General features: G+C 71.8%; 17 protein-coding genes and 2 pseudogenes. 10 read left to right on the top strand and 9 right to left on the bottom strand.

The annotated features are described in order from the left end of the window. The first annotated feature begins 16 nt into the window (after nucleotides 1–16). Nucleotides 17–1,648, top strand: a complete 1,632-nt coding sequence (locus tag N8I84_RS37100) for an acyl-CoA synthetase (RefSeq protein ID WP_263233880.1) — start codon at nucleotides 17–19, stop codon at nucleotides 1,646–1,648. Between the two features lie 139 nt (nucleotides 1,649–1,787). Here N8I84_RS37100 and N8I84_RS37095 read toward each other — a convergent pair whose 3' ends face one another. After that, on the bottom strand, nucleotides 1,788–2,816 hold the full coding sequence (locus N8I84_RS37095) for a GAF domain-containing protein (protein WP_263233879.1): 1,029 nt from the start codon (nucleotides 2,814–2,816) through the stop codon (nucleotides 1,788–1,790). A gap of 844 nt (nucleotides 2,817–3,660) precedes the next feature. On the opposite strand from N8I84_RS37095, the gene N8I84_RS37090 reads away from it, so the two are divergent. The 7 genes and pseudogenes from N8I84_RS37090 to N8I84_RS37060 all read left to right on the top strand — a co-directional run. Continuing rightward, the gene (locus N8I84_RS37090) at nucleotides 3,661–5,634 is read left to right on the top strand and encodes a beta-ketoacyl synthase N-terminal-like domain-containing protein (RefSeq protein WP_263233877.1); all 1,974 of its coding nucleotides are present in this window, start codon (nucleotides 3,661–3,663) and stop codon (nucleotides 5,632–5,634) included. After that, entirely contained in the window at nucleotides 5,631–7,169 is a 1,539-nt protein-coding gene (locus N8I84_RS37085; protein WP_263233876.1) for an amino acid adenylation domain-containing protein, read from the top strand. The genes N8I84_RS37090 and N8I84_RS37085 overlap by 4 nt, the downstream gene beginning before the upstream one ends. Before the next feature lie 67 nt (nucleotides 7,170–7,236). Continuing rightward, nucleotides 7,237–8,421: an FAD-dependent oxidoreductase gene (locus N8I84_RS37080; RefSeq protein WP_263233875.1), complete on the top strand. Its 1,185-nt coding sequence runs from the start codon at nucleotides 7,237–7,239 to the stop codon at nucleotides 8,419–8,421. Nucleotides 8,422–8,661: 240 nt separating this feature from the next. After that, entirely contained in the window at nucleotides 8,662–11,493 is a 2,832-nt protein-coding gene (locus N8I84_RS37075; protein ID WP_263233874.1) for a nitrate- and nitrite sensing domain-containing protein, read from the top strand. 3 nt (nucleotides 11,494–11,496) lie between these two features. After that, nucleotides 11,497–11,928, top strand: a complete 432-nt coding sequence (locus N8I84_RS37070) for a roadblock/LC7 domain-containing protein (protein ID WP_103844764.1) — start codon at nucleotides 11,497–11,499, stop codon at nucleotides 11,926–11,928. Next, nucleotides 11,921–12,295 carry a DUF742 domain-containing protein gene (locus N8I84_RS37065; protein ID WP_263233872.1) on the top strand — a complete coding sequence of 125 codons (375 nt, stop codon included), beginning with the start codon at nucleotides 11,921–11,923 and terminating at the stop codon, nucleotides 12,293–12,295. Before N8I84_RS37070 ends, N8I84_RS37065 begins: the two co-directional genes overlap by 8 nt. Then, nucleotides 12,276–12,863: pseudogene (locus tag N8I84_RS37060) on the top strand (GTP-binding protein); the annotation flags it as partial. The gene N8I84_RS37065 and the pseudogene N8I84_RS37060, both read left to right, overlap by 20 nt. Nucleotides 12,864–13,003: 140 nt before the next feature. On the opposite strand, the pseudogene N8I84_RS43425 reads toward N8I84_RS37060, so the two are convergent. Further along, nucleotides 13,004–13,429: pseudogene (locus tag N8I84_RS43425) on the bottom strand (alpha/beta fold hydrolase); the annotation flags it as partial. A gap of 158 nt (nucleotides 13,430–13,587) precedes the next feature. Between N8I84_RS43425 and paaK the strand changes: the two are divergent. Continuing rightward, nucleotides 13,588–14,883 (top strand): phenylacetate--CoA ligase PaaK, encoded by a 1,296-nt coding sequence (gene paaK / locus N8I84_RS37050; protein ID WP_263233870.1) that lies wholly within the window; start codon nucleotides 13,588–13,590, stop codon nucleotides 14,881–14,883. 6 nt (nucleotides 14,884–14,889) lie between these two features. Here the strand turns inward: paaK and N8I84_RS37045 are convergent, their stop codons facing one another. The 7 genes from N8I84_RS37045 to N8I84_RS37015 all read right to left on the bottom strand — a co-directional run bounded on the left by N8I84_RS37045 (nucleotide 14,890) and on the right by N8I84_RS37015 (nucleotide 22,784). Further along, on the bottom strand, nucleotides 14,890–16,386 hold the full coding sequence (locus tag N8I84_RS37045; protein ID WP_263233869.1) for an acyl-CoA synthetase: 1,497 nt from the start codon (nucleotides 16,384–16,386) through the stop codon (nucleotides 14,890–14,892). A 67-nt stretch (nucleotides 16,387–16,453) separates the two neighbouring features. Continuing rightward, nucleotides 16,454–18,004 carry an acyl-CoA synthetase gene (locus N8I84_RS37040; protein ID WP_263233868.1) on the bottom strand — a complete coding sequence of 517 codons (1,551 nt, stop codon included), beginning with the start codon at nucleotides 18,002–18,004 and terminating at the stop codon, nucleotides 16,454–16,456. Further along, entirely contained in the window at nucleotides 18,001–19,110 is a 1,110-nt protein-coding gene (locus N8I84_RS37035) for a nitronate monooxygenase (protein WP_263233867.1), read from the bottom strand. Before N8I84_RS37035 ends, N8I84_RS37040 begins: the two co-directional genes overlap by 4 nt. A 61-nt stretch (nucleotides 19,111–19,171) precedes the next feature. Beyond that, complete coding sequence (locus tag N8I84_RS37030; RefSeq protein WP_263233866.1) at nucleotides 19,172–20,749, bottom strand: phytoene desaturase family protein; 1,578 nt, start codon at nucleotides 20,747–20,749, stop codon at nucleotides 19,172–19,174. A 58-nt stretch (nucleotides 20,750–20,807) separates the two neighbouring features. Continuing rightward, entirely contained in the window at nucleotides 20,808–21,695 is an 888-nt protein-coding gene (locus tag N8I84_RS37025; RefSeq protein ID WP_263233865.1) for an oxygenase MpaB family protein, read from the bottom strand. A 61-nt stretch (nucleotides 21,696–21,756) separates the two neighbouring features. Further along, entirely contained in the window at nucleotides 21,757–22,152 is a 396-nt protein-coding gene (locus tag N8I84_RS37020; protein ID WP_263235011.1) for an iron chaperone, read from the bottom strand. 176 nt (nucleotides 22,153–22,328) lie between these two features. Then, complete coding sequence (locus tag N8I84_RS37015) at nucleotides 22,329–22,784, bottom strand: carboxymuconolactone decarboxylase family protein (protein ID WP_263233864.1); 456 nt, start codon at nucleotides 22,782–22,784, stop codon at nucleotides 22,329–22,331. A 182-nt stretch (nucleotides 22,785–22,966) separates the two neighbouring features. Between N8I84_RS37015 and N8I84_RS37010 the strand changes: the two genes are divergently transcribed. Next, nucleotides 22,967–25,432 carry an XRE family transcriptional regulator gene (locus tag N8I84_RS37010; RefSeq protein WP_263233863.1) on the top strand — a complete coding sequence of 822 codons (2,466 nt, stop codon included), beginning with the start codon at nucleotides 22,967–22,969 and terminating at the stop codon, nucleotides 25,430–25,432. Nucleotides 25,433–25,485: the final 53 nt, after the last annotated feature.

Raw genomic sequence — 25,485 nt, 5'->3', positions numbered from 1 at the left:
GAGCTCAGGAGGAACGGTGGAGTACAACCTTGCCGACCTGTTCGAGTCGGTCGTCGACGTGGCCGCGGACCGCGAGGCGCTGGTGTACGTCGACCACCCGGGCACGGGTGCCGAGCGCCGTCTCACCTACGCGGAGCTGGACCGGGCGGCCAACCGCATCGGGCACCATCTGCTGGACGCGGGGATACGCCCGGGGGAACACCTGGGGCTGCATCTGTACAACGGCGTCGAGTACCTGCAGACGGTGCTGGGCTGCCTCAAGGCCCGGATCGTGCCGGTCAATGTCAACTACCGGTATGTGGAAGAGGAGTTGCTGTACCTCTACCGGGACGCGGACCTGGTGGCGCTGGTCTTCGACGCGGAGTTCACCGACCGGGTCGCGGCGGCGCTGTCCGCGGCGGAGAAGCTGCGGCATCTGGTGCGGGTGGGCACGCCCGCGCCGGGGGCGCCCGCGCTGACCGCGGTGGACTTCGCCGGCGCGGAGACCGCCGGGTCGCCCCAGCGGGGCTTCCCGGCCCGCTCGGGCGACGACCAGTTCATCATCTACACCGGTGGCACGACCGGCATGCCGAAGGGCGTGATGTGGCGGCAGGAGGACCTGTTCTTCTCCGGCCTGGGCGGCGGCGCCCCGACCGGCGAGCCGGTCGGCAAGCCGGAGGAGCTGGCCGAGCGGGTCGCGGCCGGCGGCTACGGCATCACCTTCTTCCCCACTCCCCCGCTGATGCACGGCACGTCCACCCTCACCGCGTTCATCGGCTTCCACTTCGGCCAGCGGGTGGTACTGCACCGCAAGTTCGTGCCGGAGGAAGTGCTCCGGACGATCGAGAAGGAGAAGGTCACCAGCGTGTCGCTGGTGGGCGACGCGATGCTGCGGCCGCTTGTCGACGCGTTGAGCGGGCCGATGAAGGGCACCGACTGCTCATCCCTGTTCAGCGTGTCGTCGTCCGGGGCCATCATGTCGGAGACCGTGCGCGCGCAGTTCCAGGCGCTCGTCCCGAACGCCCTGCTGCTGAACAACTTCGGGTCCTCGGAGTCCGGTTTCAACGGCACCGCGACCGCCGACTCCGGCCCGGACCGGGGCTTCCGCATCCGGGTCAACTCCCGTACGCGGGTGGTGGACCCGGTCACCCTCGAGCCGGTACCGGCCGGTGAGGTCGGCCGCATCGCGCAGCGCGGCCACGTACCGCTCGGGTACTACAACGACCCGGGGAAAACCGCGGAGACGTTCTTCGAGAAGGACGGCGAGCGCTGGGTACTCCTCGGCGACATGGCGACGGTCGACGAGGAGGGCGTCGTCACCGTCCTGGGGCGCGGCTCGCAGTGCATCAACACCGGCGGCGAGAAGGTGTACCCGGAGGAGGTCGAACAGGCGCTCAAGGCGCATCCGGACGTGTACGACGCCCTGGTGGCCGGGGTCCCGGACGCGATGTGGGGCAACCACGTGGCCGCGGTGGTACAGGTGCGCCGGGGCGCGGCACGTCCCTCCCTGGAAGACATCCAGGCCCACTGCCGGACACGGCTCGCGGGCTACAAGATCCCGCGCCAGCTGGTGGTCACGGAGGTCGTCCGGCGCTCGCCGAGCGGCAAGGCGGACTACCGCTGGGCCAGGGAGGTTGCGGTGGCGGCGGACCGCTCCGCCCACCGGTGACGGGGGTGGGGGCCTCTCACTTCCTTCTCACCGGGCCCCTCGCCGGGACTGTGCCTCGGGGCCGCCGTCGCGAGGCCGCGGCCGTCAGGGCTCGGGCAGTTCAGGAACCCGAGCCCTGGTCGATCGGCGCAGAGGGTGGTCAGGTGCGGTAACCGGCGCTCTCCCGGTGGTCCGGCATCGCGCCGAGCCGCTCGAAGCGCTCCTGGACGTTGGCCGCGAAGGCCTGCTGCTCGGAGCCCGGGTAGCTCTGTCCGGTGCTCTGCATGGCCACCGTCAGGACACCGCTGATCGGCGCCCCGGGCGACGTACGCACGGGTGTGCACAGGAAGGTGAACTCCTGCGGCCGTGGATCGTCGTACGTGGCGAGGGAGACCTGGGACAGCGTGGTGGGCTGCCCGGTGCGGTAGGCGTCGTCCATCGCGTTGAAGACGCCTATGGCCTCCAGGCCGGGCAGCACCATCCGGCCGGGGCTGAACTGGGGAACCATGCCGAAGGCCGCGCCCTGCTTGGCGTTGGCGTAGCGCAGCAGGTGGTTGGGGCCCTCGGTGAGCATGATGGGGAAGGGTGCGCCGTCGAAGACGGCGAACAGCTCTTGCTGCTGGGCCAGCAGGCTGTCCCGCAGTTTGAAGTCGGACAGCAGGGTCTGGCTGAGTTCCTGCATGCCCTCGCGCAGGCCGCGGTCCCAGGCGCGGGGCTTGAAGTCGGCGACGCACACGGTGCCCAGGATCATGCCCGTGTTGTCACGCAGCGGAGTGCCGAGGTAGGAGCGCACGCCCAGGTCGTTGACCAGGGGGTTGCCCTTGAAACGGGGGTAGTCGAAGACGTCGTCGAGGGCCAGTTGGGACCCCTGGGCCACCACATGGGGGCAGAAGCCGTAGTCACCCGGGGCCTCCCGGGAGAGGTTGCTGAGGTCGAAGGCGATCCCACCACCGTCGGGGTTCACCTTGTCGTCGGGCGACGCGGTGGGCACGTACATGCCGCGGAACATCTGCCGCTCGTCGTTGATGAAGTTGACCATGGCCAGAGGTGACTGGGTGAAACTGGCCGCCAGCCTCGCGACACGGTCGAACGTGGCTTCCGCCTCGACGGTGTTGAGGCCGAGAACCTGCAGTCTTAGCTTCCGTTGTTCACCCGCGAGCCGGGCCTGGTCAGGAGAGAGGGGATCCATGGGATCAGATGAAAGCAGAATCCCGGCTTCCGCGGATCGCCCCACCCGCTGATTTCCGTGTCACTTGACTCACGCACAACGCTTCGCGAGCCGCCGGGACTTGATCGGACCGACTCCGCGACCACCGCGCCCTCGCGCGGGCGCACAGATGGCCAAACTGGGATTCTGTCCAAATATTTCCAGGTTTCAACCTGCGGCGATCACTTCCCGCCATTCCTTGAGCGTCCATCGAGCGGAAACGATCCGGCGTACGACAATCGTGCGGCGGGCCGGTTTTCGACCTCGGCGCATTTCATCCGAACTCCCACGCGATGATCGAACTTTGGTTCGGATTCCCGTGGGCTGTGACGGACGGGACATGTCGCCGCTGGTGCGGCCCGTGTGTAATGGGTTCGTGCGATGCACCTGCGAGAGAGGGCACGGCAGCGTGGGGCAAGTACGGTTCGAGCTGCGGACCGCCCGTCACCAAAGAGAGCGGCAGCGCCGTTTCGGCCAGGGCGCCATGCGCGGTTTCCCGCCAAGATCCATGCCGTTCCTGACGGCCCGCTGTCCCGCCCCGACGAGGGTCTGTCCGGCAACCGGTTCCAGGGGGCGCCAACCTGCTCGAGAAGCTCTGTTGTCCGACGGACGAGCCCGGTACGACGGCGTACCGGGCTCCTGAGCGGACCGTCCCTTCCGCCCGGAGACGGGGGCCTGGCGGTGGGGCGGCGTGACGGACGCCATGTTGCGTCCACCGCGCCGCCTCGGTAATGCCGTGATGCCGCGTCAGCGGCCAGAAGGCCGTGCGGCAAGGTCAACTGCGCCATCTCCTACGGACAGTGGCGAACATCGAAGGAGTAACCTCATGAACAGGTCGGACGCGGACGCCCGGGCGGTGGCGGTGATCGGCGTGGCCTGCCGGCTTCCCGGCGCATCGGGAGCCGACGAGCTCTGGGCCCTCCTGAGGGACGGTACGGACGCCACCAGTGAGACCCCTCCCGAACGTTATGACGTCGACGTCCTCCACTCCGCCGTCCCCGGACCGGGCCGCATAGCCAGCCGCCGCGCGGGCTACGTTGACGACATCGCCCACTTCGACGCCGAGTTCTTCGGGATGTCTGCCACGGAGGCGGTGGAACTCGACCCGCAGCAGCGGCTGTTGCTGATGACCGCCTGGGAGGCGCTGGAGGACGCGGGGCAGCGGCCCGACCTGCTGGCAGGCAGCCGGACCGGGGTGTTCGTGGGCAACGCCCGTGCGGACTACCTGGAGTTGGCCCTGCGCCAGGGGCCGGACGGCGCCACGGCCTCGCAGTTGAACAACTTCCGCTCACTGCTGCCGGCCCGGATCTCCCACACCTTCGACTTCCGCGGGCCCAGTGTTGTCGTGGACACGGCTTGCTCCTCGTCCCTGGTCGCCGTCCACCAGGCCGTGCAGAGCCTGCGCGCCCGGGAGACCCCTCTGGCCCTGGCCGCGGGTGTGAACCTCAAACTCCGTCCGGACGAGGGCCTGGTGATGACACAGGCCGGCGGCATGGCCGCCGACGGGCGCAGCAAGTTCGGTGACGCGAGCGCCGACGGCCACGCGCCGAGCGACGCCGTGGCGGTCGTCGTCCTCAAGCGCCTTGCGGACGCCGTGGCCGACGGCGACCGCATCCGCGCCGTCATCCAGGGCAGCGCCGTCGGCAACGACGGCCGCACCAGCGACTCGGTGCTCAACCCCTCGCTCCAGGGCCAGATCGACGTGTTGCGCTGGGCGTACGAGGACGCCGGGATCGATCCCGCGGACGTCGACTACGTCGAGGCGCACGGCTCCGGCTCGCCCTCGTTCGACCCCCTGGAACTGACCGCGCTGGGCCGGGTCCTGGGCGAGGGCCGCCCGGCCGGCCGGCCGCTGCTCGTCGGCTCGGTCAAGACGAACATCGGGCACGCGGAGGCCGCCGGCGGCCTGGCCGGGCTGATCAAGGCGGTGCTCTGCCTGGAACACGGGCAGGTGCCCGCCAGCCTGCACCTGTCGAAGCCGAACCCCGAGGTGGGCTGGGACGAGCTGCCGCTGGTGGTGCCGACCGGGCTCGTCGACCTGCCCGGGAGGGGCCGGCCGGCCGTCGCCGGTGTCTCCGGGCAGGGCTCCTCGGCGCTCAACGCACATGTGGTGATCCGCAGCCCCGCCCCCGCCGAAGCACCGGCCGCGCCCCGCACCGGGCGAGGTCCGGCGCCCACAGGCGCCGCGCGCCCCACGCCGTACGTCCTGGTGCTCTCCGCGCGCAGTTCCGCCGCACTGGCAGCACTCGCCCGGTCGTACGCCGACCACCTCTCCCCCGGCGGAGCGGGGGCCGCGTACTCCGTGCGGGACATCTGCTACAGCGCGGCCACCCGTCGGCAGCATCACGAGCACCGGCTCGCGGTCGTCGGGGCGAGCCACGAGGAGTTGGTGGCCGCGCTGACCGGCTCCCCCGGACTGGGCGGCAGACCGCTGTCGGCCGTCGCCGAGCGCTACCGGAGGGGCGAGGACGTGGACTGGGAGGCGGTGTTCGGCGACCCGGGCCACTTCGTCCCGCTGCCCACGTACCCGTGGCAGACCAAGCGGTACTGGCCCGGCGAGGAGCACGACGACGACGGTGGCGACCTGGCGTCCTGGGTGCTGCGCGAGCACGCACGCACCGGCTTCGACGACACGTCCACACTCACCGACATCGGCATCGACTCCCTGGCCAAGCTCCGGATCATCGTCGAGCTGACCAAGCGGTCGAGCCAGGAGGTCGACCCCGAGGAGTTCGGCAGGCTGCGCACCGTGGGTGAACTGCGTCGGTGGACGCGCGAGCTGGAGGCGGCCGCCCGATGAGCCACCCGCAGACCGCGTACGCCTGGTTCGCCCGCTCCGCCGACGCCTACGGCGAGGACGCCGTCGCGCTGGAGGTGGACGAGGAGCGGCTCACCTATGCGCACCTGCGCGACCTGGCGGAGGCGCTGGCCGCCCGGCTGGTCCTCGCGGCGGGCGGCATCCCGCCGCGCCGCGTGGGCCTGTTGGCGAGCCGTTCGGTGACCGCGTACGCCGGGTATCTCGCGATCCTGCGGGCCGGCGCGACCGTCGTCCCCCTCAACCCCGAGCACCCCTCGGCCCGCACGGCCGAGATCGTGAAGGCCGCCGAGGTGGAGGTCGTGCTGGCCGACACCGCAGGGGCCGGCACCGAACAGGGGGTGCCCGTCCTCACCGTGGGGCCCGACGAGCTGGCGGACCTGTCGAAGGGGCCCGCGCCCGAACTGCCGTATCCGGCGACCGGCCCCGACGACATCGCGTACATCATCTTCACGTCCGGGTCGACCGGCACCCCCAAGGGCGTACCGATCTCGCACCGCAACATCGCGACCTATCTCGCCCAGGTCGCGCCGCGGTACGACATCGCACCCGGCAGCCGGCTGTCGCAGTCCTTCGAGCTGACCTTCGACGGCTCCGTGCACGATCTGTTCGTCGCCTGGGCGGGTGGGGGCACCCTCGTGGTACCGCGCCGCAGCCAGCTGCTGTCCCCGGTGAAGACCGTCAACTCCCTGCGCCTCACCCACTGGTTCTCGGTGCCATCGCTGATCTCCTTCGCCTCCCGCCTCGGCACCCTGAAACCCGGCAGCATGCCCACCCTGCGGTGGAGCGTCTTCGGCGGCGAACCGCTCACCCTGGACGCGGCCCGTCAGTGGCGGGCCGCCGCGCCCGGCAGCCGTCTGGAGGTGCTGTACGGGCCGACCGAACTCACCATCTCCTGCACGGCGTACCTGTTCCCGGACGACCCGGCGAAGTGGCCCGACACCCCGAACGGCACCGCTCCGATCGGCGCGGGGTATCCGGTCCTCGACCTGGTGCTGATCGACGAGGACGGCCGGCCCTCGGACAGCGGAGAGCTGTGCGTGCGGGGGCCGTTGCGGTTCCCCGGCTACCTCGACCCGGCGAACAACGCCGGGCGCTTCCTGGACCCGGACGGACGGCCCGGCGGCGACGGGCCGCTCACCGACCGGCACTGGTACCGCACCGGGGACCGGGTCGCCGTGCGCGACGGGCACCTGGTCCACCTCGGACGCACCGACCACCAGGTGAAGATCCGCGGCCACCGGATCGAACTCGGGGAGATCGAGGCCATGGTGCGGCAGCAGCCGGGGGTACGGGACGCGGTCGTCCTCGCGGTTCCCGCGTCCGACGGCGAGCCGGAGCTCCATGCCGCGGTGAGCGGCGACGGCTGCACGTCCGACGGGCTGTTCGCCGCCCTGGCCGAGCGGCTGCCGCCGTACATGCTGCCCCGCCGGATCGCCGTCCTCGATCAACTGCCGCTGAACGCCAATGGCAAGATCGACCGGCGGGCCCTGCTCGACGACCTCGGACGCTCCCGCTGAACGACGCCCGTCCGGGTCACCGCACCACAACACCCCCTCCCCCGACGTCTGTTGTGAGGCAACCCACATGTACGACGCCATCGTGGTAGGCGCCCGCTGCGCCGGTGCGCCCACCGCCATGCTGCTCGCCCGCGCGGGGTACCGGGTACTCCTGCTCGACAAGGCGCCCTCCGGCACGGACACCCTCTCCACCCATCTCATCCACCAGCCCGGGGTGGCGGCGCTCGCCCGCTGGGGGCTGCTGGACTCGCTACGCGCCTCGGGGTGCCCGCCCCTGGACCGCGTGGTCTACGAGGTCGCCGACATCCGCCTCGAAGGGTGCGCCCGGGGCGTGGAAGGGCAGCGGGAGGCGTTCGCGCCGCGACGCCACGTCCTTGACGCCCTCCTGGCGGAGGCGGCGGCCGCGGCGGGCGTCGAGGTGCGCCACCACTGCCGGGTGACCGGACTGCTGCGGGACTCCAGCGGGCGGGTCGTGGGGGTGGAAGCGATGTCCGGGGAACACTCCTTCACCGAACGCACGCATCTCGTGATCGGCGCGGACGGCATGCGTTCCACCGTCGCCCGGCTCGCGCAGGCGCCGTACACAGTGGAGGATCCCCGGCTGACCTGCGCGTACTACACGTACTGGGCGGACGTCCCGGCCACCCTGGAGCTGTACGAGAGCCCGGGCAGCTGGGTCGCGGCCGTGGCCACCAACGACGCGGCGACGCTGGTCCTCGCCTACTTCCCGCAGTCCCGCTTCGAAGAGGTCCGCACCGACGCCCGGCGGGCCTACCTGGAACAGATCCGCACCACCGCGCCCGGCCTGTACGAGCGACTCGCGGGCAGGGAGCCCCTGGAGCGGCTGCGCGGCACCGGTGACCAGCGGAACTTCTTCCGGCAGGCCGCCGGGCCCGGCTGGGTCCTGGTGGGCGACGCGGGGCACCACAAGGACTCCATCACCGCGCGCGGGATCAGCGACGCCTTCCTCCAGGCCGATGCCCTGGCCCGCCGACTGGAGGGCCGGCTCGGCGGCGACCCGGCCGGACTCGACGCCGCTCTGCGGGATTTCGCCAAGGAACGGGACGAAGTACTCACCCCAGGCTACGAGTCCACTCTCGGCGTGGCCCAACTCACACCGCACGAACAGCGGCTGTCCCTGCTGCGCGCCGTCCAGACGGATGCGGAACTGACCGCGATCTATTTCGACATGGTGGCCGGAATCGAGACGGCGGGCGCCCTCTACACCCCTAAACTTCTGGCTCTGCTGTGATATGTCCCCCCGCGTCCGCCCGGACGGAGACAGCAGCCAATTCCGTGAACGCACCTGACAACTCACGTATGAATGCGGTTAGTTGCCCTAAGCGGAAGCTGACGCTGCGCCATGATCCTGATACGGTTCAGCCTGATCGCCGACTCCGATGACGGTGAGGTCAAGTCGCCGCGCCGGGCGCAATCCGGCACTCGCACCGTCCCAACCGAACCAGTGCTTCGCTGCCGTACGAGGAATCAGATGCCAGGCACCCGCGACCGGCGGACGCGTCATCGGTCCGCCCCGCGCAGATCTCTCCGATTCTCGTTCGTCCTGCCCTTCGTCGTGCCCGCCGTCTGCCTGACCGGACTGTGGGGGTACACGGCGGCCGGTCTCGTCGACGAGCACTTCCAGTTGCAGGCCGACGCGGACCACGACACGTCGGCCGCCCGGCCTGCCCAGGCGGTGCTCTCCGCCCTGCAGAACGAGCGCCGTCTGACCGCCGTCTGGCAGGCGAGCCGCACCGGCGCCGCGCGCAGTGACCTCGAGGCCGCCCGGAAGCGGACCGACGCGGCCGTCACCGCCTACCGCGGCTCCTCCGGCCTGGACACCTCGACGCTGCGGCGCCGGGCGAAGCCGCTCGACGACGCGCTGGCCGCCCTGTCCGACCGCCGCCAGGCGATCGACGCCCGCACCCTGTCCACCGCCGACGCCTTCCAGTACTTCACCGACAGCATCTCCCAGGGCGTGTCCCTGGTGACCGCCGCCGTCCGCAGCGACAACGGGTCCCTCGCGCGGGGCGGCACCGCCGCGGTCTCCCTGGTGCAGATCACGGAGATGCTCTCGCGCCAGGACGCCCTGCTGTCCGGTGTCCTGCCCTCCGGGCGCATACCGGCGACGACCCGCGCCCAGTTCGCCGAGTACCTCGCGCTCCAGCGGGAGTTCAGCGCGGGCCTGACCGCCCGTGACCTGCCGGCCGGGGCAGCCGCCGGCTATGCGCAGATCACCGACGGCGCGCAGTGGACGACGCTGGGCACGCTCGGCGACTCCGTGGCGTCCGCCCAGGGCACGACGCTGCCCTCGAAGGCCTCGACATGGCCGGACACCGCCGGCGGTGTCCTGGGCGATCTGCAGTCGTTGGGCGCGGACTCCGTGCGGGGGCTCGCGGACGACGCCTCGGACCGGGCCGACGAGTTGCTGCTGGGCATCCTCGTGGGCACCGCCGCCACCCTGGCAGCACTGGCCGGCGGCGCGGTGCTGGCGCTGCGCGCCCGCCGCGCGACGCTCGGCCGGGTGTCCGAACTCGAGGCGCGGGCTGAGGAACTGTCCCGTGCACTCCCCCAGTTGCTGGCCCGTATCGAGCGCGGCGAGCACGTGGACCCCGCCGTCCTCGGCCCGCAGGATCGCCAGGCCGGCGACGAGCTGGAGCGGCTGGCCGGGGCCATCGACCGGCTGGGCCGGGTCGCCGCGGACACCGCGATGCGTCAGTCGAGGGGCCGCGAGGGCACCGAGAAGGTCTTCGCACAGCTCATCCGGCGCACCCAGATCCTGATCCACCGTCTGATCTCGCTCCTCGACGACCTGGAGCGCAAGCACGAGGACTCCGACCTGCTGAAGGACATCTTCAAGGTCGACCACCTCGCGACCCGCGTGCGACGGCACGCGGAGAACCTGGTGATCCTCAGCGGCTCCCCGCCGAGCCGCCGGTTGACCGCGCCGGTCTCCATCACCGACGTGATGCGCAGTGCGGTCGCGGAGACCGAGCAGTACACGCGCGTGAAGGTGAAGAACCTGCCCGCGGAGCGGCGTGTCGCCCTCGCGGGGCGGGCCGTCGCGGACGTCACGCACCTGCTCGCCGAGCTGATCGAGAACGGCACGAGCTTCTCGCCGCCGGACACCCAGGTGTTCGTGAGCGCCACCAAGGTGGCCAAGGGGCTGGCCATCCATGTCGAGGACCACGGGCTCGGCATGCCTCCCGACAAGATGGCGTACGCAAACGAGTTGCTCGCCCATCCACCCAAGCTGGACATGACGTCCCTGGGCGAGGACCCGCGTCTCGGCCACTTCGTGGTCGCCCGGCTCGCCGAGCGGCACAAGATCAAGGTGGAGCTGCGCGAGTCCGTCTACGGCGGCACGCTCGTCGTCGTCCTGCTGCCCTCGGAGCTGCTGGAGGATCTCCAGTCGCCGGTCCTCGACCAGCTCAGGTCGGCGGCCGCGGCGGCCGGCAACGCGCTTCAGAGCGAGCCCCGGGCCGAGGACAGGGCGCTCGCGGGCGCGGCCGTGGGAGCCACCGGGAGCGTGACGGCGCCGGCGGTCGTGGGAGCGGACGTGCTCACGCACTCCCGCATCGCGGACCACAGCGGCTTTCCCGAGTACGGAGGTGCAGGTCTGTTGCCGCCCGTGTCGGAACACCCGGTACCCCTTTCCGAGCCGGACCGGTGGACCACGCCCCAGCAGACGGCCCCTGCCCCACGGGGGGCGACCTATGAGTCCGGGCCCGGGTACGCGGGGCCGTCGGCCGAGTACGCGGGGTCGTCCGCCGAGTACAGCAGGGCGTCGGCCGAGTACACCGGACCGTCGGCCGAGTACCCGGGGCAGTCGGCGCAGTACTCCGGGCCGTCGGCCGGGTACGGTCGGCCGCAGGCCGGGCCGCCGCCGGAGCAGCACCGGCCGCAGGCCGGACCCCGCCGGGACAGCACCGGCCCCAAGCCGGGCCGCCATCGGGACAGCACCGGCCGCAGGCCGGGACCCAGCCCGGACGCGAGCCCGGAGGGGGCGCACCGCGCCCGCCGGGCAGGCGTCCGCACCCGACGCGGTGCGCCCGCTGACGACGCCCCCGGTGCTGCCGCAGCGGACCCGGGGAGCCAGCCTCGCGCAGCAGCTGCGCAGGGAGGCAGCACAAACCCAGGGCCGGCCCGAGGGCGAAGAGGACAACGGCGTCGTCTCCCCGGAAGCGTCGGCGCGCGCGATGATCGCCATTCAGCAGGGGCTGAAGCGGGCCCGGATGTCCGACCCGGACGGGCCGGCCGGCACGGAGGGCCGGCCGCAGGATTCGGGGGACTCCGGTGCCAATCGACTGTGAGGAAACGTTGAGCAATGACTGAGCAGGTACATCCCGGGCCGCAGCTGGACTGGCTCCTCGACGGCCTGGTGGACCGGATCCCGGAGATCCGCTGTGCCATCGTGCTGTCCGGGGACGGCCTCCTCATCGGCAAGTCGAAGGACCTGCGCCGCGACGACGCCGAGCACCTGTCGGCGGTGGGCTCGGGCATGCACAGCCTGGCCCGGGGCGCCGCGCGCCACTTCCACGGCGGGGAGGTCCAGCAGACGGTCATCCAGATGGAGAGGGCGTTCCTGTTCGTCACGGCCGCGGGCAGGGGTGCCCGGCTGGCCGCGATCGCCTCGGAGGAAGTGGACGTGGGGATGATGGCCTTCGAGATGGGCACGCTCGTCAAGCAGGTCGGCCAGTACATGAGCGCCGCGCCTCGCGTCCAGACACCGTCCGGCGGTCTTATTCAGGATGCGTGAACCGCGGTGGCTCGACGGTGCGGAGGCCGGGCGTCATTTACGGCCGTACGCCATCACGGGCGGGCGCACCCGCCACAGTCAGCACACGTTCACACTGATCACGCTGGTCGTCTCGCGGTCCGAGGCTGAGTTCGAGTACGAGTACCTGGAGCCGGAGGCGGTCCAGATCCTCGAGCTGTGCCGGGACCGCGCGGTGGCGGTCGCCGAGATCGCCGCGCATCTGGACCTGCCGGTGAGCGTGGTGAAGATCCTGTGCGGGGATCTGCTGGGCGCCTCGCTCATCATCGTCCAGTCGCCGCCCGGGCAGGACGACCAGCCGAGTGTGGAAATCATCGAAAGGGTGATGGATGGTATCCGTCAGCTCTGAGCCGGTCATGCCCACCGCGCTGAAGATCCTCATCGCGGGCGGTTTCGGCGTGGGCAAGACCACCATGGTGGGCTCGGTGAGCGAGGTGCCCCCGCTGGAGACCGAGGAGCGCATGACCGAGGCGAGCCTCGGGGTCGACGACCTGACCGGGGTGGAGGGCAAGTCGTCCACGACGGTCGCCATGGACTTCGGCCGGATCACCATCGCGCCTGAGCTGGTGCTGTACCTGTTCGGCACGCCCGGGCAGGACCGGTTCTGGTTCATGTGGGACGACCTGGCGACGGGCGCGCTGGCGGCGGTGGTCCTCGCCGACACCCGCCGCCTGGACGCCTCGTTCGCCTCGATCGACTTCTTCGAGGCGCGGGAGATCCCGTTCGCGGTGGGGGTCAACTGCTTCGACGGACGGCGGGACTGTACGGCCGAGCAGGTGCGGGCGGCGCTGGACCTGGACGCGTCGACACCGGTGCTCCTGTGCGACGTACGGGACCGCAACTCCAGCAAGGCGGTTCTGCTGGCGGTCCTGGAGGCGGCCCGGGCCCGGGCGGCGGCCCGTCTGACCCCCTGGGCGGCTGACGGCGGGGCCACCCGCCCAGGCCCGCTCAGCCCGCGAAGACGGCGTCCACCCGCGCGGCGAAGTGCCCGGGGTCGTCCAGCCACGGGTAGCGCCCGGCGCCCGGCTGGACCGTCGACTCGGCGCGCGGGAGGAACCCGGTGACGCGGCGGGCGAGTTCGGGACGGGGGCCGCGTTTGCATCCCGGGCGCCCAGGATGTGACAGTGATCAGCGCGAGCCGGGCGACGCGCTCCGGGAACCGGGCCGCGTGAGCAGGGTGAGGCCGCCGCCCGCCGAGTCCGCGAGGATGTCCATACGTTCCAGGCCGAGGCGCTCGCGCAATGCCTCCACGTCGGGCGACCAGACGGTCGCAGCGGTACGTGTCCGGGTCCGCCGGCACGGCCGAGTGCGCGGTCCCGCGCAGATCGAGCAGCACCGGCCGCCGCCGGTGGTCGAGCCCGCCGAGGTCCCCGAGGTACGCGGACGCCCGCATCGGTCCACCGGGCAGCACGACGAGCGGTTCCCCCTCTCCCCGCAGGTGGTAGGCGAGTCGGGTCCCGTCGTACGCGTCGAACGTCGGCATGTGTCTGATCTCGGGGCGGGGCGGGCTTCGCCGCAAGAAAGTTTCGGCCGGGCTCTTGCCTCCGGCCGAGCGGGCTGGATTACTGATCCTCGGCGTCTACCGAATGATCGGTCGACCGGTTCATGACGATTGCTTGTGATCGCTAGGGAGGCGTCCCCATGGCAGACGCTCAGGGCCTGCTGGACGCGGGGGAACGGCTCGACGCTCAGGCGCTGCGGGCCCTGCAGTCGGAGCGGCTGCGGGCCTCGCTGCGACATGCCTACGAGCACGTGCCCTTCTACCGCGAGTCCTTCGACAAGGCGGGGGTGCGGCCGGAGGACTGCCGTACGCTCGCGGATCTCGCCCGGTTCCCGTTCACCGTGAAGGCGGACCTCCGAGAGCACTACCCGTACGGCATGTTCGCCGTCCCCAGGGAGCGGATCCGCCGCATCCACGCCTCCAGCGGCACCACCGGGCGGCCCACGGTCGTCGGGTACACCGACAACGACCTGTCGATGTGGGCCGACATGGTGGCCCGGTCCATCCGCGCGGCGGGCGGCCGGCCCGGTGACACGGTGCATGTGGCGTACGGCTACGGTCTGTTCACCGGCGGCCTCGGCGCGCACTACGGCGCCGAACGCCTCGGCTGTACGGTGATCCCCGCCTCCGGCGGCATGACGGCCCGCCAGGTGCAGCTGATCCAGGACCTGCGGCCAGGCGTGATCATGGTCACCCCCTCGTACATGCTCACCCTGCTGGACGAGTTCGAGCGCCAGGGCGTCGATCCGCGCACCACCTCCCTGCGCGTGGGCGTCTTCGGAGCCGAGCCGTGGACCGAGGAGATGCGGCGCGAGATCGAGGAGCGGTTCGCGATCGACGCGGTGGACATCTACGGCCTGTCGGAGGTCGTCGGCCCGGGTGTGGCGCAGGAGTGCGTCGAGACCAAGGACGGCCTGCATGTGTGGGAGGACCACTTCTACCCGGAGATCGTCGATCCGATCACCGGCGAAGTACTGCCGGACGGTGAGGAGGGCGAGCTGGTCTTCACCTCCCTCACCAAGGAGGCCATGCCCGTGATCCGGTACCGGACGCGGGACCTGACCCGGCTGCTGCCCGGCACGGCGCGGGTCTTCCGGCGTATCGAGAAGATCACCGGGCGCAGCGACGACATGGTCATCCTGCGCGGGGTCAACCTCTTCCCCACGCAGATCGAGGAGATCGTGCTGCGCACCCCGGGCGTGGCGCCGCACTTCCAGCTCCGGCTGACCCGCGAGGGCCGGCTCGACGCGCTGACCGTGCGGGCCGAGGCCCGGCCCGGCGCCACCCCGGAGCAGCGTGAGGCGGCGGAGCTCGCCATCGCGGCGGCCGTGAAGGACGGGATCGGTGTCTCGGTGGGGGTCGAGATCGTCGAACCGGAGTCCCTGGAGCGGTCCGTGGGCAAGATCAGGCGGATCGTGGACCTGCGGCCGCGCTGACCCCCGTCAGCGACCGAACCGGTCCCGCAGCTCCCGCTTCAGGATCTTCCCGCTCGCATTGCGCGGCAGCTCGTCCACGAACAGCACCCGCTTGGGCGCCTTGAAGTGCGGCAGCTTCTCGCGCACGTGGTCGATCAGTTCGGCCTCGGTCACCTCGCCGCGCGGTACGACGACCGCGGTGACCGCCTCGATCCACCGCTCGTCGGGCAGCCCGATCACCGCTGCCTCGGCGACCCGCTCGTGGGTGTAGAGGGCGTCCTCGACCTGCCGTGAAGCGACCAGTACCCCGCCGGAGTTGATGACGTCCTTCACCCGGTCGACGATGGTGAAGTACCCGTCGGCGTCCCGCACGGCGAGGTCCCCGGAGTGGAACCAGCCGTCGCGGAACGCCTCGGCGGTCTCCTCCGGCTTCTCCCAGTAGCCCTCGCACAACTGCGGTGACCGGTAAACGATCTCTCCCTGTTCCCCGTCGGGCACGTCCTCGCCGGACTCGTCGACGAGCTTCGCCTCCACGAACAGCACCGGACGCCCGCACGAGTCCATGCGTCCCTTGTGCTCGTAGGGCCCGAGGACCATGGCGAGGGGGCCGATCTCGCTCTGCCCGAAGCAGTTGTAGAACGCGAGCTTCGGCAGCCGCTCCTTGAGGCGCTCCAGCACGGGCACCGGCATGATCGAGGCGCCGTAGTAGGCCTTGCGCAGGCCGCTCAGGTCGCGGGTGGTGAAGTCGGGCCGGTTCGCCAATCCGATCCAGACCGTCGGCGGCGCGAACAGGCTGTCGGCGCGGCCCGCCTCGACCAGGTCGAAGAGCCGGTCGCCGTCGGGCGCGTCCAGGACGACGTTCTCCGCGCCGACGGCGAGGTAGGGCAGCAGGAAGACGTGCATCTGCGCCGAGTGGTAGAGCGGCAGGGCGTGCACCGGCCGGTCGCCCGCGCTCAGGTCGAGGGCGGTGATCGCGCTCAGGTACTCGTGCACCAGGGCGCGGTGCGTCATCATCGCGCCCTTGGGCAGCGCGGTCGTGCCGGACGTGTACAGCAGTTGCACCAGGTCCTCGGCGCGCGGTTCCTCGCCGTCGTACGGCTCGGTCGCGGCCAGCCGCGCGAGCAGCGAGTCGTCCGCGTCGCGCAGCGGCAGCCGCCGTACACCCTGCGGAAGGTTCCCCGCGAGGTCAGGGTCCGCGAGGACGAGGGAACAGCTGGACTGGTCGACGATGTACGCCAGGTCCTCGCCGGTCAGGTTCTGGTTCACCGGCACGTGCACCAGTCCGGCGCGGGCGCAGGCCAGGAAGGCGATCAGGTAGGCGTCGGAGTTGTGGCCCAGGGCGCCGATCCGGTCGCCCGGGGCGAGCCCGGCCTCCCGCAGCACGCGGGCGGCTCGCGAGACGGCGTCGTCGAGTTCCGCGTAGGTCCACGACCGGTCGCCGTAGCGGATCGCCACCCTCGCCGGGGTACGCCGGGCGCTGCGCCGCAGCGTGCCGTCGACCGTGACGCTTCGTCCCGCCGTCATGTCCCGCTCCTTCGTGTCCGGACCTGGCGCGATCCTCGCCGGGCACGCGGGACAGGTCAAGCAGCCGTCAGACGGGGCGGGTACGGCCTTCCCAGTACGGTTCGCGCAGCCGTCGCTTGTACAGCTTGCCGTTGGGGTCGCGGGGCATCGTCGCGATGAAGTCGACGCTCTTGGGCCGCTTGTAGCCGGCGAGTTGCCGTGCGCAGTGGTCGAGGATGTCCGTGGCGAGCGCCGGGCCGGGCTCATGGCCGGGGGCGGGTTCGACGACCGCCTTGACCTCCTCGCCCCAGTCGTCGTGCGGGATGCCGAAGGCGGCCGCGTCGGCGACGGCGGGGTGGGTGAGCAGCGCGGCCTCGATCTCGGCGGGGTAGATGTTGACCCCGCCGGAGATGATCAGGTCGATCTTGCGGTCGCGCAGGAACAGATAGCCGTCCTCGTCGAGGTAGCCGAGGTCGCCGACGGTGAAGAAGTCGCCGACGCGGTTCTTGCGCGTCTTGGCCTCGTCCCTGTGGTACGAGAAGCCGCCGGTGCTCATCTTCATGTAGACGGTGCCGAGTTCACCGGGCGGCAGCCGGTTGCCGTCGTCGTCGAAGACCGCGAGTTCGCTGATGGGCCACGCCTTGCCGACCGTGCCGGGCTTCTTCAGCCAGTCCTCGGCGGTCGCGAAGGCGCCGCCTCCCTCGCTCGCCGCGTAGTACTCCTCCACGCACATGCCCCACCACTCGATCATCGCCCGCTTCACATGGTCCGGGCAGGGGGCGGCGCCGTGGATGGCGTGCCGCATGGACGAGACGTCGTAGCGGGCCCTCACCTCGTCGGGCAGGGCGAGGAGGCGGTGGAACTGGGTCGGCACCATGTGCGTGTGCGTGCACCGGTGGACGTCGATGAGGCGGAGCATCTCCTCGGGCGTCCACTTGTCCATCACCACCAGCCGGTGCCCGATGTGCAGGGAGGCGCCCGCGAACTGGAGCACGGCCGTGTGGTAAAGCGGCGAGCAGACCAGGTGGACGTTGTCGTCGTAGGGCCTGATGCCGAAGATGCCGAGGAAACCGCCGAGGTAGGCCTCCTCGGGCGGTTTTCCGGGCAGTGGGCGGCGGATGCCGCGGGGACGGCCCGTGGTGCCCGAGGTGTAGTTCATGACCCAGCCGAGGGTGCGGTCGCCGGGCGCCGACTCGGGCTGTCCGTCGAGGAGTTCGGCGTACGGCCGGAAGCCGTCGGCCTCGCCGACGGAGAACCGGTGGGCGGCCGGCAGTCCGGCCTCGTCGGCGGCGGCACGCGCCGCGTCCGCGAACCGCTCGTGCGCGACGATCACCTTGACGCCGGAGTCGGAGACGATCCAGGCGATCTCCGGCCCGACGAGGTGGTGGTTGACGGGGACGAGGTAGAGCCCGGCCTGGGTGGCGGCCAGGTACGCGGTGAGGAACGCGACACCGTTGGGCAGGACGACGGCGAAGGAGTCACCGGTCCGCAGCCCCGCGGCGCGCAGCCCGTGCACCATCCGGTTGGCGTCGGCGAGCAGCCGCCCGGCGGTCCACTCCTCCCCGTCGGCGGCCACGAGGACGGTGCGCTCGGGATCGGCCGCTGCCTGGGCCCAGAAACCGTTGGCGGACTGGCTCACTGCCGACTCCTTCCGGCGATCCGGTTGATGCGGTCGACGGCCTTCTCGAAACCCCGGGTGAGGTCGTCGACGACGGCCTGGACGCTGCGTTCGCTGGTCATGCGGCCGACGATCTGGCCGACGGGCGTGCCGAGCAGCGGGTCCACCTCGTACTTCTGGATGCGGGTGATCGCCTCGGCCACCAGCAGGCCCTGGAGCGGCATGGGAAGGGCGCCCGGGCCGTCCGGGTCGTCCCAGACGTCGGTCCACGCGGTACGCAGCTGCCGGGCCGGTTTGCCGGTCAGCGCCCGGGAGCGGACGGTGTCGCCCGAGCCGGCGGCCAGCAGCTTGCGGACGAGGACGGGCGAGGGGAGTTCGGCCTCCGTGGTGGTCAGCCAGATCGAGCCTAGCCAGACGCCCTGCGCACCGAGCGCCAGGGCGGCGGCGACCTGCTGCCCGCTGCCGATGCCGCCGGCGGCCAGCACGGGCAACGGGGCGACGGCGTCGACCACTTCGGGTGTGAGCACCATGGAGGCGATCTCGCCGGTGTGGCCACCGGCCTCGTACCCCTGCGCGACCACGATGTCGATACCCGCCTCCTGGTGCTTGCGGGCGTGCCGGGCGCTGCCTGCCAGCGCGGCGACCAGAGCGCCCTGTGCGTGGGCGCGTTCGACGACGTCGGCGGGCGGGGAGCCAAGAGCATTGGCCAGCAACCTGATCGGGTACTCGAACGCGACGTCGAGCTGGCTGCGGGCGACCTGTTCCATCCAGCCGGTGATCCGCCACCCGGACGCGTCGCCCTCGGCGAGTTCGGGCACCCCGTACTCGGCCAGGGTGTCCCTGACGAACTGCCGGTGTCCCTCCGGGATCATCGCCTCGACATCGGCCTCCGTCACGCCCTCCACCTTCTTGGCGGGCATGACGACGTCCAGTCCGTAGGGGCGGCCGTCGACGTGGGCGTCGACCCAGTCGAGGTCGCGCTTGAGGTCGTCGGGGGCCGTGTAGCGGACCGCGCCGAGCACGCCGAACCCGCCGGCCCGGCTGATGGCCGCGGCGACGGCGGGAAACGGCGTGAACCCGAAGAGGGCGTGCTCGACCCCGAGTTGCTTGCTCAGCTCCGTCTGCATGGGCGCAGGATGCCGCACCGGTCGAGAGGACGGAAGAGGTTTCCTGACGGACCGTCAGATTTTAGCCTTCGAGCACCGCCATCGCCGCGTTGTGCCCGGGCACGCCGCTCACCCCGCCGCCGCGGACCGCACCCGAGCCGCACAGCAGGACGTTCGCGTGCCGGGTCTCCACGCCCCAGCGGCCCGTGCCTTCCTGGGCGTACGGCCAGGCCAGTTCACGGTGGAAGATGTTGCCACCGGGCAGCCGCAGGTCGCGCTCCAGGTCGAGCGGGGACCTGGCCTCGATGCAGGGACGCCCGTCCGCGTCGGTGGCCAGGCAGTTCTCGACCGGCTCGGCGAGGTGGGCGTCCAGCTGCGCCAGCGTCGACTTCAGCAGCTCCTCCCGTACGGCGTCGTTGTCCTCCTCGAAGAGCCGCGCGGGGGTGTGCAGGCCGAAGAGGGTGAGGGTCTGGTAGCCGCGTTCGACCAGGTCGCGGCCGAGGATGGTGGGGTCGGTGAGCGAGTGGCAGTAGATCTCGGACGGCGGCGCGGCGGGCAGTGAACCGGCGGCGGCCTGGGCGTGGGCGGTGGCCAGTTGCCGGTATCCCTCGGCGATGTGGAAGGTGCCGGAGAACGCCTCTCGCGGGTCGACGCCGGTGTCGCGCAGCGCGGGCAGCCGGGTGAGCAGCATGTTCACCTTCAGCTGGGCGCCCTCGGCAGGAGCCGGCGGGGTGTCGCCGGTCAGCCGGGCCAGCTCCTGCGGGGAGGCGTTCACCAGGACGTGCCGGGCGAAGACGGTGCCCTCCCCGTCCGCGCCCCGGAACGTGACCTCGGCGGCGCGCCCGTCGGTGTCGATCCGCACCGCCTCGCGCCCGGTGGCGATGACCGCCCCGGCGGCGCGCGCGGCCCCGGCGAGCGCGTCGGTGAGGGCGCCCATGCCGCCGACGGGGACGTCCCAGGCGCCGGTGCCGCCGCCGATGACGTGGTAGAGGAAGCAGCGGTTCTGCTTCAGGGAGGTGTCGTGGGCGTCGGCGAAGGTGCCGATGAGCGCGTCGGTGAGGACGACTCCGCGGACCAGGTCGTCGGTGAAGCGGGCCTCGATCGCGGCGCCGATCGGCTCCTCGAACAGCGCCCGCCACGCCTCTTCGTCGTCGATGCGGCGGCGCAGGTCGTCACGGGTGGGCAGCGGCTCGGTGAGCGTCGGGAACACCCGCTGGGCCACCCGCCCGGTCATGCCGTAGAACCGCTGCCATGCCTCGAACTCGCGGTCGGAGCCGGTGAGCCGTGCGAACGCCTCCCGGGTGCGCCGCTCGCCACCGCCGACGAGCAGCCCGGTGGGGCGCCCGTGGCGCTCGACGGGGGTGTACGACGAGACGGTGCGCGCCCGCACGCGGAAGTCCAGCCCCAGGTCCCGCACGATCTTCCGGGGCAGCAGGCTGACCAGGTAGGAGTAGCGCGACAGTCGTGCGTCGACCCCGGCGAACGGGCGCGTGGACACGGCGGCGCCGCCGGTGTGGTCCAGCCGCTCCAGTAGGAGCACGGATCGCCCGGCCCGGGCCAGATAGGCGGCGGCCACGAGGCCGTTGTGGCCGCCGCCGACGATCACGGCGTCGTATCGCTCGTGCCTCTGGTTTCCCTCGTGTCCTTCGCGTACAGGCATGCCTCTTCGTAGCACGCGAAGATCCGGATCGGCCAGAGACGGGCCGGACGGCGCCGGATCATCCGACGTGCCGGCCGACCTTGTGCGGTGCGGGCCGTGCGCCGGGGCCGAGCCTGGCCATGGCGCGCAGAACGTGCTTCGGGGGCAGTTGCCAGCGCACCCGTGCCGGGATGCGGCGCAGCAGGGTGCCGGTCAGGCGCAGCCGCCGGGTGACCGCCGCGGGGCTCGGGGCCGGGCGGCCGTAGAGTTCGTGGGCGTACGGGGGCAGGGCGGCGTACGCCAGGTTCGCCACGCGCCGCCACAGCAGGGCGCGCGCCGGGACCAGCAGCGGGTGGATCGGCGGGCGCCGCAGGAAGTCGTCCACCTCGCGCGCCTCGGGCCCGGCGGCGAGTTCGGGCCGCATCTTCTCGAAGTACGCGGCCAACTCGACCTGGTCCGCGGGGACTTGCTCGGGGTCGAGTCCGACGAGGGCGGCGGCGGCCCGGTTCTCACGGACGTACCGGTCGGCCTCTGCCTCGGTGAGCCGGAACCCCGAGCGGCGCAGGACGTGGAGGTAGGAGTCGATCTCTGCGCAGTGCACCCACAGCAGCAACTCGGGCTCGTCGACGCCGTACCGCTCGCCGGTGTCGGGGTCCGTGGCGCCGAGCATGGCGTGGATCTTCCGCACCCGCGCCGCCAGCCGCTCGGCGGCCTCGGTGGTGCCGTACGTCGTCGTCCCGACGAAGTCGGCGGTGCGCATCAGCCGGCCCCAGGCGTCGCGGCGGAAGTCCGAGTTCTGCACGACGCCGCGCACGGTGGGCGGGTGCAGGGCCTGGAGGTAGAGCGCGCGGATGCCGGCGACCCACATCATGGGGTCGGCGTGCACCTGCCAGGTCACCGAGGAGGGCCCGTAGAACCCCGGATCCGCGTCCACCCGGCCAGTGTGACCTCGCCTGCCGGACTCCATCAAGAGCGACCGGCAGGAGCGGCCGGACCTGCCGTGCCGACGTGTCAGCACGGCATGGGCCTCAGTTCACCGCTTTCTTCACGAGCGCGCCGATCCTCGCCTCGTCGGCGGCGGTCAGCTCCTTCAGGGCGTAGGAAGCCGGCCACATGGCGCCGTCGTCGAGGTTGGCCTTGTCGCTGAAGCCGAACGTCGCATAGCGGGACTTGAACTTCTCCGCGCTCTGGAAGAAGCAGACGACCTTGCCGTCCAGGGCGTACGCGGGCATCCCGTACCAGAGCTTCGGGGCGAGCTCCGGCGCGCTCTCCTTGACGACGGCGTGGATCCGTTCGGCCATGACCCGGTCCGACTCCTGCATCTCGGCGATCTTCGCAAGCACGGCGGTCTCGTCCTCCGCCGCCTTGGCGGCCTTGGACCCGCGGCGCGAGGACGCCTTCAGCTCCTTGGCGCGCTCCTTCATCGCGGCTCGCTCCTCGTCCGTGAATCCCTCGGACGTCCTGTCGGTCGCGGTGGTGCTCTTGGCGGGCTTCTGTGCGTCCTTCACAACGGGTTCCCTCCGGGTGTGCGGATCATGGATGTACGCAGTATCGGTGTTGAGTGCGCTCGCCGGCTCGTCCTTGCCGGTTGCGGCGGGCGTCAGCCCCACGCACCGGCGATCTGGCGGGTCGTGGCGTTGAGCCGGTTGAACAGGTTGGTGACGCCGATCATCAGGACGATCGCGGCGAGCTGCTTCTCGTCGAAGTAGGTGGCGGCCGTGTCCCACACCTCGTCGCTCACCGCGTCGGGACGGTCGGCCAGCCGCGTCGCTGCCTCGGCCAGCGCGAGCGCCGCCCGCTCCTCCTCGGTGAAGTACGGGGTCTCCCGCCAGGCGGCGACCGCGTCCAGCCGCTCGTCGCTGACTCCGGCCTTGCGGGCCGTCTTGGCGCCGCCGACGACGCAGGCGCTGCAGCCGTTGATCTGGCTGACCCGCAGATGCACCAGCTCCAGCGTCTGCCCGTCCACGCCGCCGGACTGCACGGCCTTGAGGATCTCCTGGATGGGCTGCATAGCACCGGACAGGACGACGGCGGGGTTCTGCATACGGGACTGCATCTCGGTGTTCTCCTCTTCCGGGTCGGTGCCCCGCTGTCGTCGGGGCGTGACTCCATGACAGCCGGGCCGGCTTGTTCCGGCCACGGCGATGGGACACCGTGGGACAGCTGAAACGACCTTGACCAGCGGCGACTTGGCTCGGGAGACTTCTGCCGGAGCGGGACGCGAAGCGGGGGGAACGGGTGGACACGCAAACACGGACGGCGAAGGCCGACCCACAGGAGGAACTGGCGGCCCGGCTGCGCCTGCTCCAGGAACTGTCCGGGCTGGGCGTGAGGGCCCTCGCGCGGGACACCGGCCTCAGCTCCTCGTCGCTGTCGCGCTACCTCAACGGGCAGACCGTGCCGCCCTGGCCCGCGGTGGTCGCCCTCTGCCGCCTCGTCAAGCGCGACCCCCGCCCCCTGCGCCCCCTGTGGGAACGGACCTCGAACCCGTTGCCGGCGCCCCCGAAGAGCAGCCGCCAGGTCCAGCCGCTGCCCCGGAACGATCTGCCCCGCGACGTGCCCGACTTCACGGGACGGGAGGCCCAGCTCGCCGCCGTGCTCGCCGCGGTGGACAGCCATCGGGTGGTCTCCGTCGACGGCATGGCGGGCGTCGGCAAGACCTGTCTGGCGGTGCACGCCGCGCACCGGCTCGCCCCCGACTTCCCGGACGCCCAGCTCTACGTGGACCTGCACGGGTTCACCGAGGGCCGGCCCCCGCTCGACCCGGACTCCGCGCTGCGGATGCTGCTCGGCGCGCTCGACGTCCCGTCCGAGAAGGTCCCGCAGGAGGGAATCGAGCAACTGGCCGCCTGCTGGCGGTCGGAACTGGCCCGCCGACGGGTCGTCGTGGTCCTCGACAACGCCGCCGACGCCGACCAGGTCCGCCCGCTGCTGCCCGGTGCCGGTCCCTCCGTCGCCCTGATCACAAGCCGCAACCGGCTCCTCGGCCTGGACGAGGTGCCCCCCGTCTCGCTCGACGTGCTGAGCCCGCAGGAGAGCGCGGAGCTGCTGGCCCGTGCCAGCGGCGACACCGTCGGCCCCGAGGGCAGGCTGGCCCGCGATCCGGAGTCCGCCGCCGAGGTGCTGCGGCTGTGCGGCCATCTGCCGCTGGCCCTGCGGCTGGCCGCGGCACGGCTGCGGCACCGGCCGGGCTGGACCGTGGGCATCCTCGTCGAGCGGATGGCGCAGGGGGTGAGCGAGTTCGACGCCGCGTTCGGCGCGGCGTTCGCCATGTCGGTACGGCAGCTGAACCGTTCCCAGGCCCGCCTGTTCCGGATGCTGGGCCTGCTGCCCGGGGAGTCCTTCGACGAGTACGTGGTGGCGGCCCTGGCGGACGTGCCGCTGCGCAGCGCCCAGGAGATGCTGGAGGACCTGCTCGACGCGCACCTGGTCCAGCAGCCGACGGCGGGCCGCTACCGGCTGCACGACCTGGTGCACCAGCAGGCGCGCCGGGCCGCGGCGGAACAGGACTCGGCGGCCGAGCGGGAGCGGGCATTGGGCCGGGTGCTCGGCTACTACGTGCACGCGGCGGCCGCCGCCGACGCCGCCATGCCGTTCGTCACGCCCGGCCGGGCGGCCTCCGCGGGCCCGCCTCCGGCCGAGCTGCCACGGTTCCCGGACAAGAACGCGGCCTTCGCCTGGCTCGTCACCGAGTACGGAAACCTCATGGCGGCCTTCGAGACGGCGGCCGCCGTCGGGGCCGACGTGCACGTGTGCGAGCTGCCGCGCTTCCTGCGGGCCTACTTCGCGCGGCGGTGCGGCACGACGCATCTCAACGTCCTCTTCGAGCGCTCGCTCGCCGCCGCCGAGCGCCTGGGCGACCCGCTGCGACTGGCCGAGGCGCACAGCGATCTGGGCTTCGCGCGCTACAACGCGGGCCGGATGGCGGAGGCCACCGCCGCGTACGAGGCGGCCGCGCTCCGGTTGTCCGAGGCGGGGGACGCGCGTGCGGAGGCCGAACTGACCATGCGCCGTGGTTGTCTGAGCTGGGACGCGGGCCACGTCGAGGAGCCGCTCGAACTGTTCCGGCTGGCGTGGAAGTTGTACGAGCAGGCCGGCTGCCCGACGGGCGCGGCCGACGCGGCCGCGTCGGAGGCCTGGGCGATGCTGCAGTTGGGGCACCGTGATCAGGCGGCGCAGCGGGCCCGGGAGGTGCTGGGCATCCCCCACACCGACCCCGCGTGGCCGCCCGCTCTGACGGCCCGGATCACGCTCGGCGTGGCCATCGCCCGTGAGGAGCCCGACGAGGCGGCGGAGCATCTGCGCCATGCGCTGGCCGTGGCCCGCGACGACGGGCATCTGCACAATCAGGCCTGGTGCCTGAACTGCCTGGGCGTGGCGCTGCGGCAGATGGGCCGGTACGAGGAGGCACTGGCCTGTCACCGGGAGGCGTTCGCGCTGCTCGACGAGCTGTTCGAAGAACACTGGAAGATCCATTTCCTCAACGGCTATGCCGAGACCTGCCGGCTCGCGGGACTGACCGAAGAGGCCCTGCGGCTGCATCGGCAGGCGCTGGAGCTGGCCCCGAGGCTGGGAAACCGGTACGAGGAGGTGCTGGCCCACGAAGGCATCGCGACCGTGCTCGACCGGACGGATCCGGCGGGGGCCGCCGAGCACCGCGCGGCGGCGCAGGCCGTCCTGCGGGAGCTCGGCCCCGGGGCTTAGAGACCCAAGGTGCTGGGCGCTGCTGTTCTGCCGAGGAGCCTTTGGCCGTGCGC

The organism is Streptomyces cynarae (assembly GCF_025642135.1).
Lineage (GTDB): Bacteria > Actinomycetota > Actinomycetes > Streptomycetales > Streptomycetaceae > Streptomyces > Streptomyces cynarae.
Note: the sequence above shows the minus strand (reverse complement) of the source record. Positions and strands in the feature narration are given on the sequence as shown.

Excerpts from the sequence above, each read along its gene's own strand:
- N8I84_RS37045 (WP_263233869.1), bottom strand. The coding sequence starts at position 16,386 with ATGACGGCGGGACGAAGCGTCACGGTCGACGGCACGCTGCGGCGCAGC.
- N8I84_RS37090 (WP_263233877.1), top strand. The coding sequence starts at position 3,661 with ATGAACAGGTCGGACGCGGACGCCCGGGCGGTGGCGGTGATCGGCGTG.
- N8I84_RS37070 (WP_103844764.1), top strand. The coding sequence starts at position 11,497 with ATGACTGAGCAGGTACATCCCGGGCCGCAGCTGGACTGGCTCCTCGAC.
- N8I84_RS37015 (WP_263233864.1), bottom strand. The coding sequence starts at position 22,784 with ATGCAGTCCCGTATGCAGAACCCCGCCGTCGTCCTGTCCGGTGCTATG.
- N8I84_RS37065 (WP_263233872.1), top strand. The coding sequence starts at position 11,921 with ATGCGTGAACCGCGGTGGCTCGACGGTGCGGAGGCCGGGCGTCATTTA.
- N8I84_RS37025 (WP_263233865.1), bottom strand. The coding sequence starts at position 21,695 with ATGGAGTCCGGCAGGCGAGGTCACACTGGCCGGGTGGACGCGGATCCG.
- N8I84_RS37085 (WP_263233876.1), top strand. The coding sequence starts at position 5,631 with ATGAGCCACCCGCAGACCGCGTACGCCTGGTTCGCCCGCTCCGCCGAC.
- N8I84_RS37035 (WP_263233867.1), bottom strand. The coding sequence starts at position 19,110 with ATGCAGACGGAGCTGAGCAAGCAACTCGGGGTCGAGCACGCCCTCTTC.
- paaK (WP_263233870.1), top strand. The coding sequence starts at position 13,588 with ATGGCAGACGCTCAGGGCCTGCTGGACGCGGGGGAACGGCTCGACGCT.
- N8I84_RS37095 (WP_263233879.1), bottom strand. The coding sequence starts at position 2,816 with ATGGATCCCCTCTCTCCTGACCAGGCCCGGCTCGCGGGTGAACAACGG.
- N8I84_RS37020 (WP_263235011.1), bottom strand. The coding sequence starts at position 22,152 with ATGAAGGAGCGCGCCAAGGAGCTGAAGGCGTCCTCGCGCCGCGGGTCC.
- N8I84_RS37030 (WP_263233866.1), bottom strand. The coding sequence starts at position 20,749 with ATGCCTGTACGCGAAGGACACGAGGGAAACCAGAGGCACGAGCGATAC.
- N8I84_RS37075 (WP_263233874.1), top strand. The coding sequence starts at position 8,662 with ATGCCAGGCACCCGCGACCGGCGGACGCGTCATCGGTCCGCCCCGCGC.
- N8I84_RS37080 (WP_263233875.1), top strand. The coding sequence starts at position 7,237 with ATGTACGACGCCATCGTGGTAGGCGCCCGCTGCGCCGGTGCGCCCACC.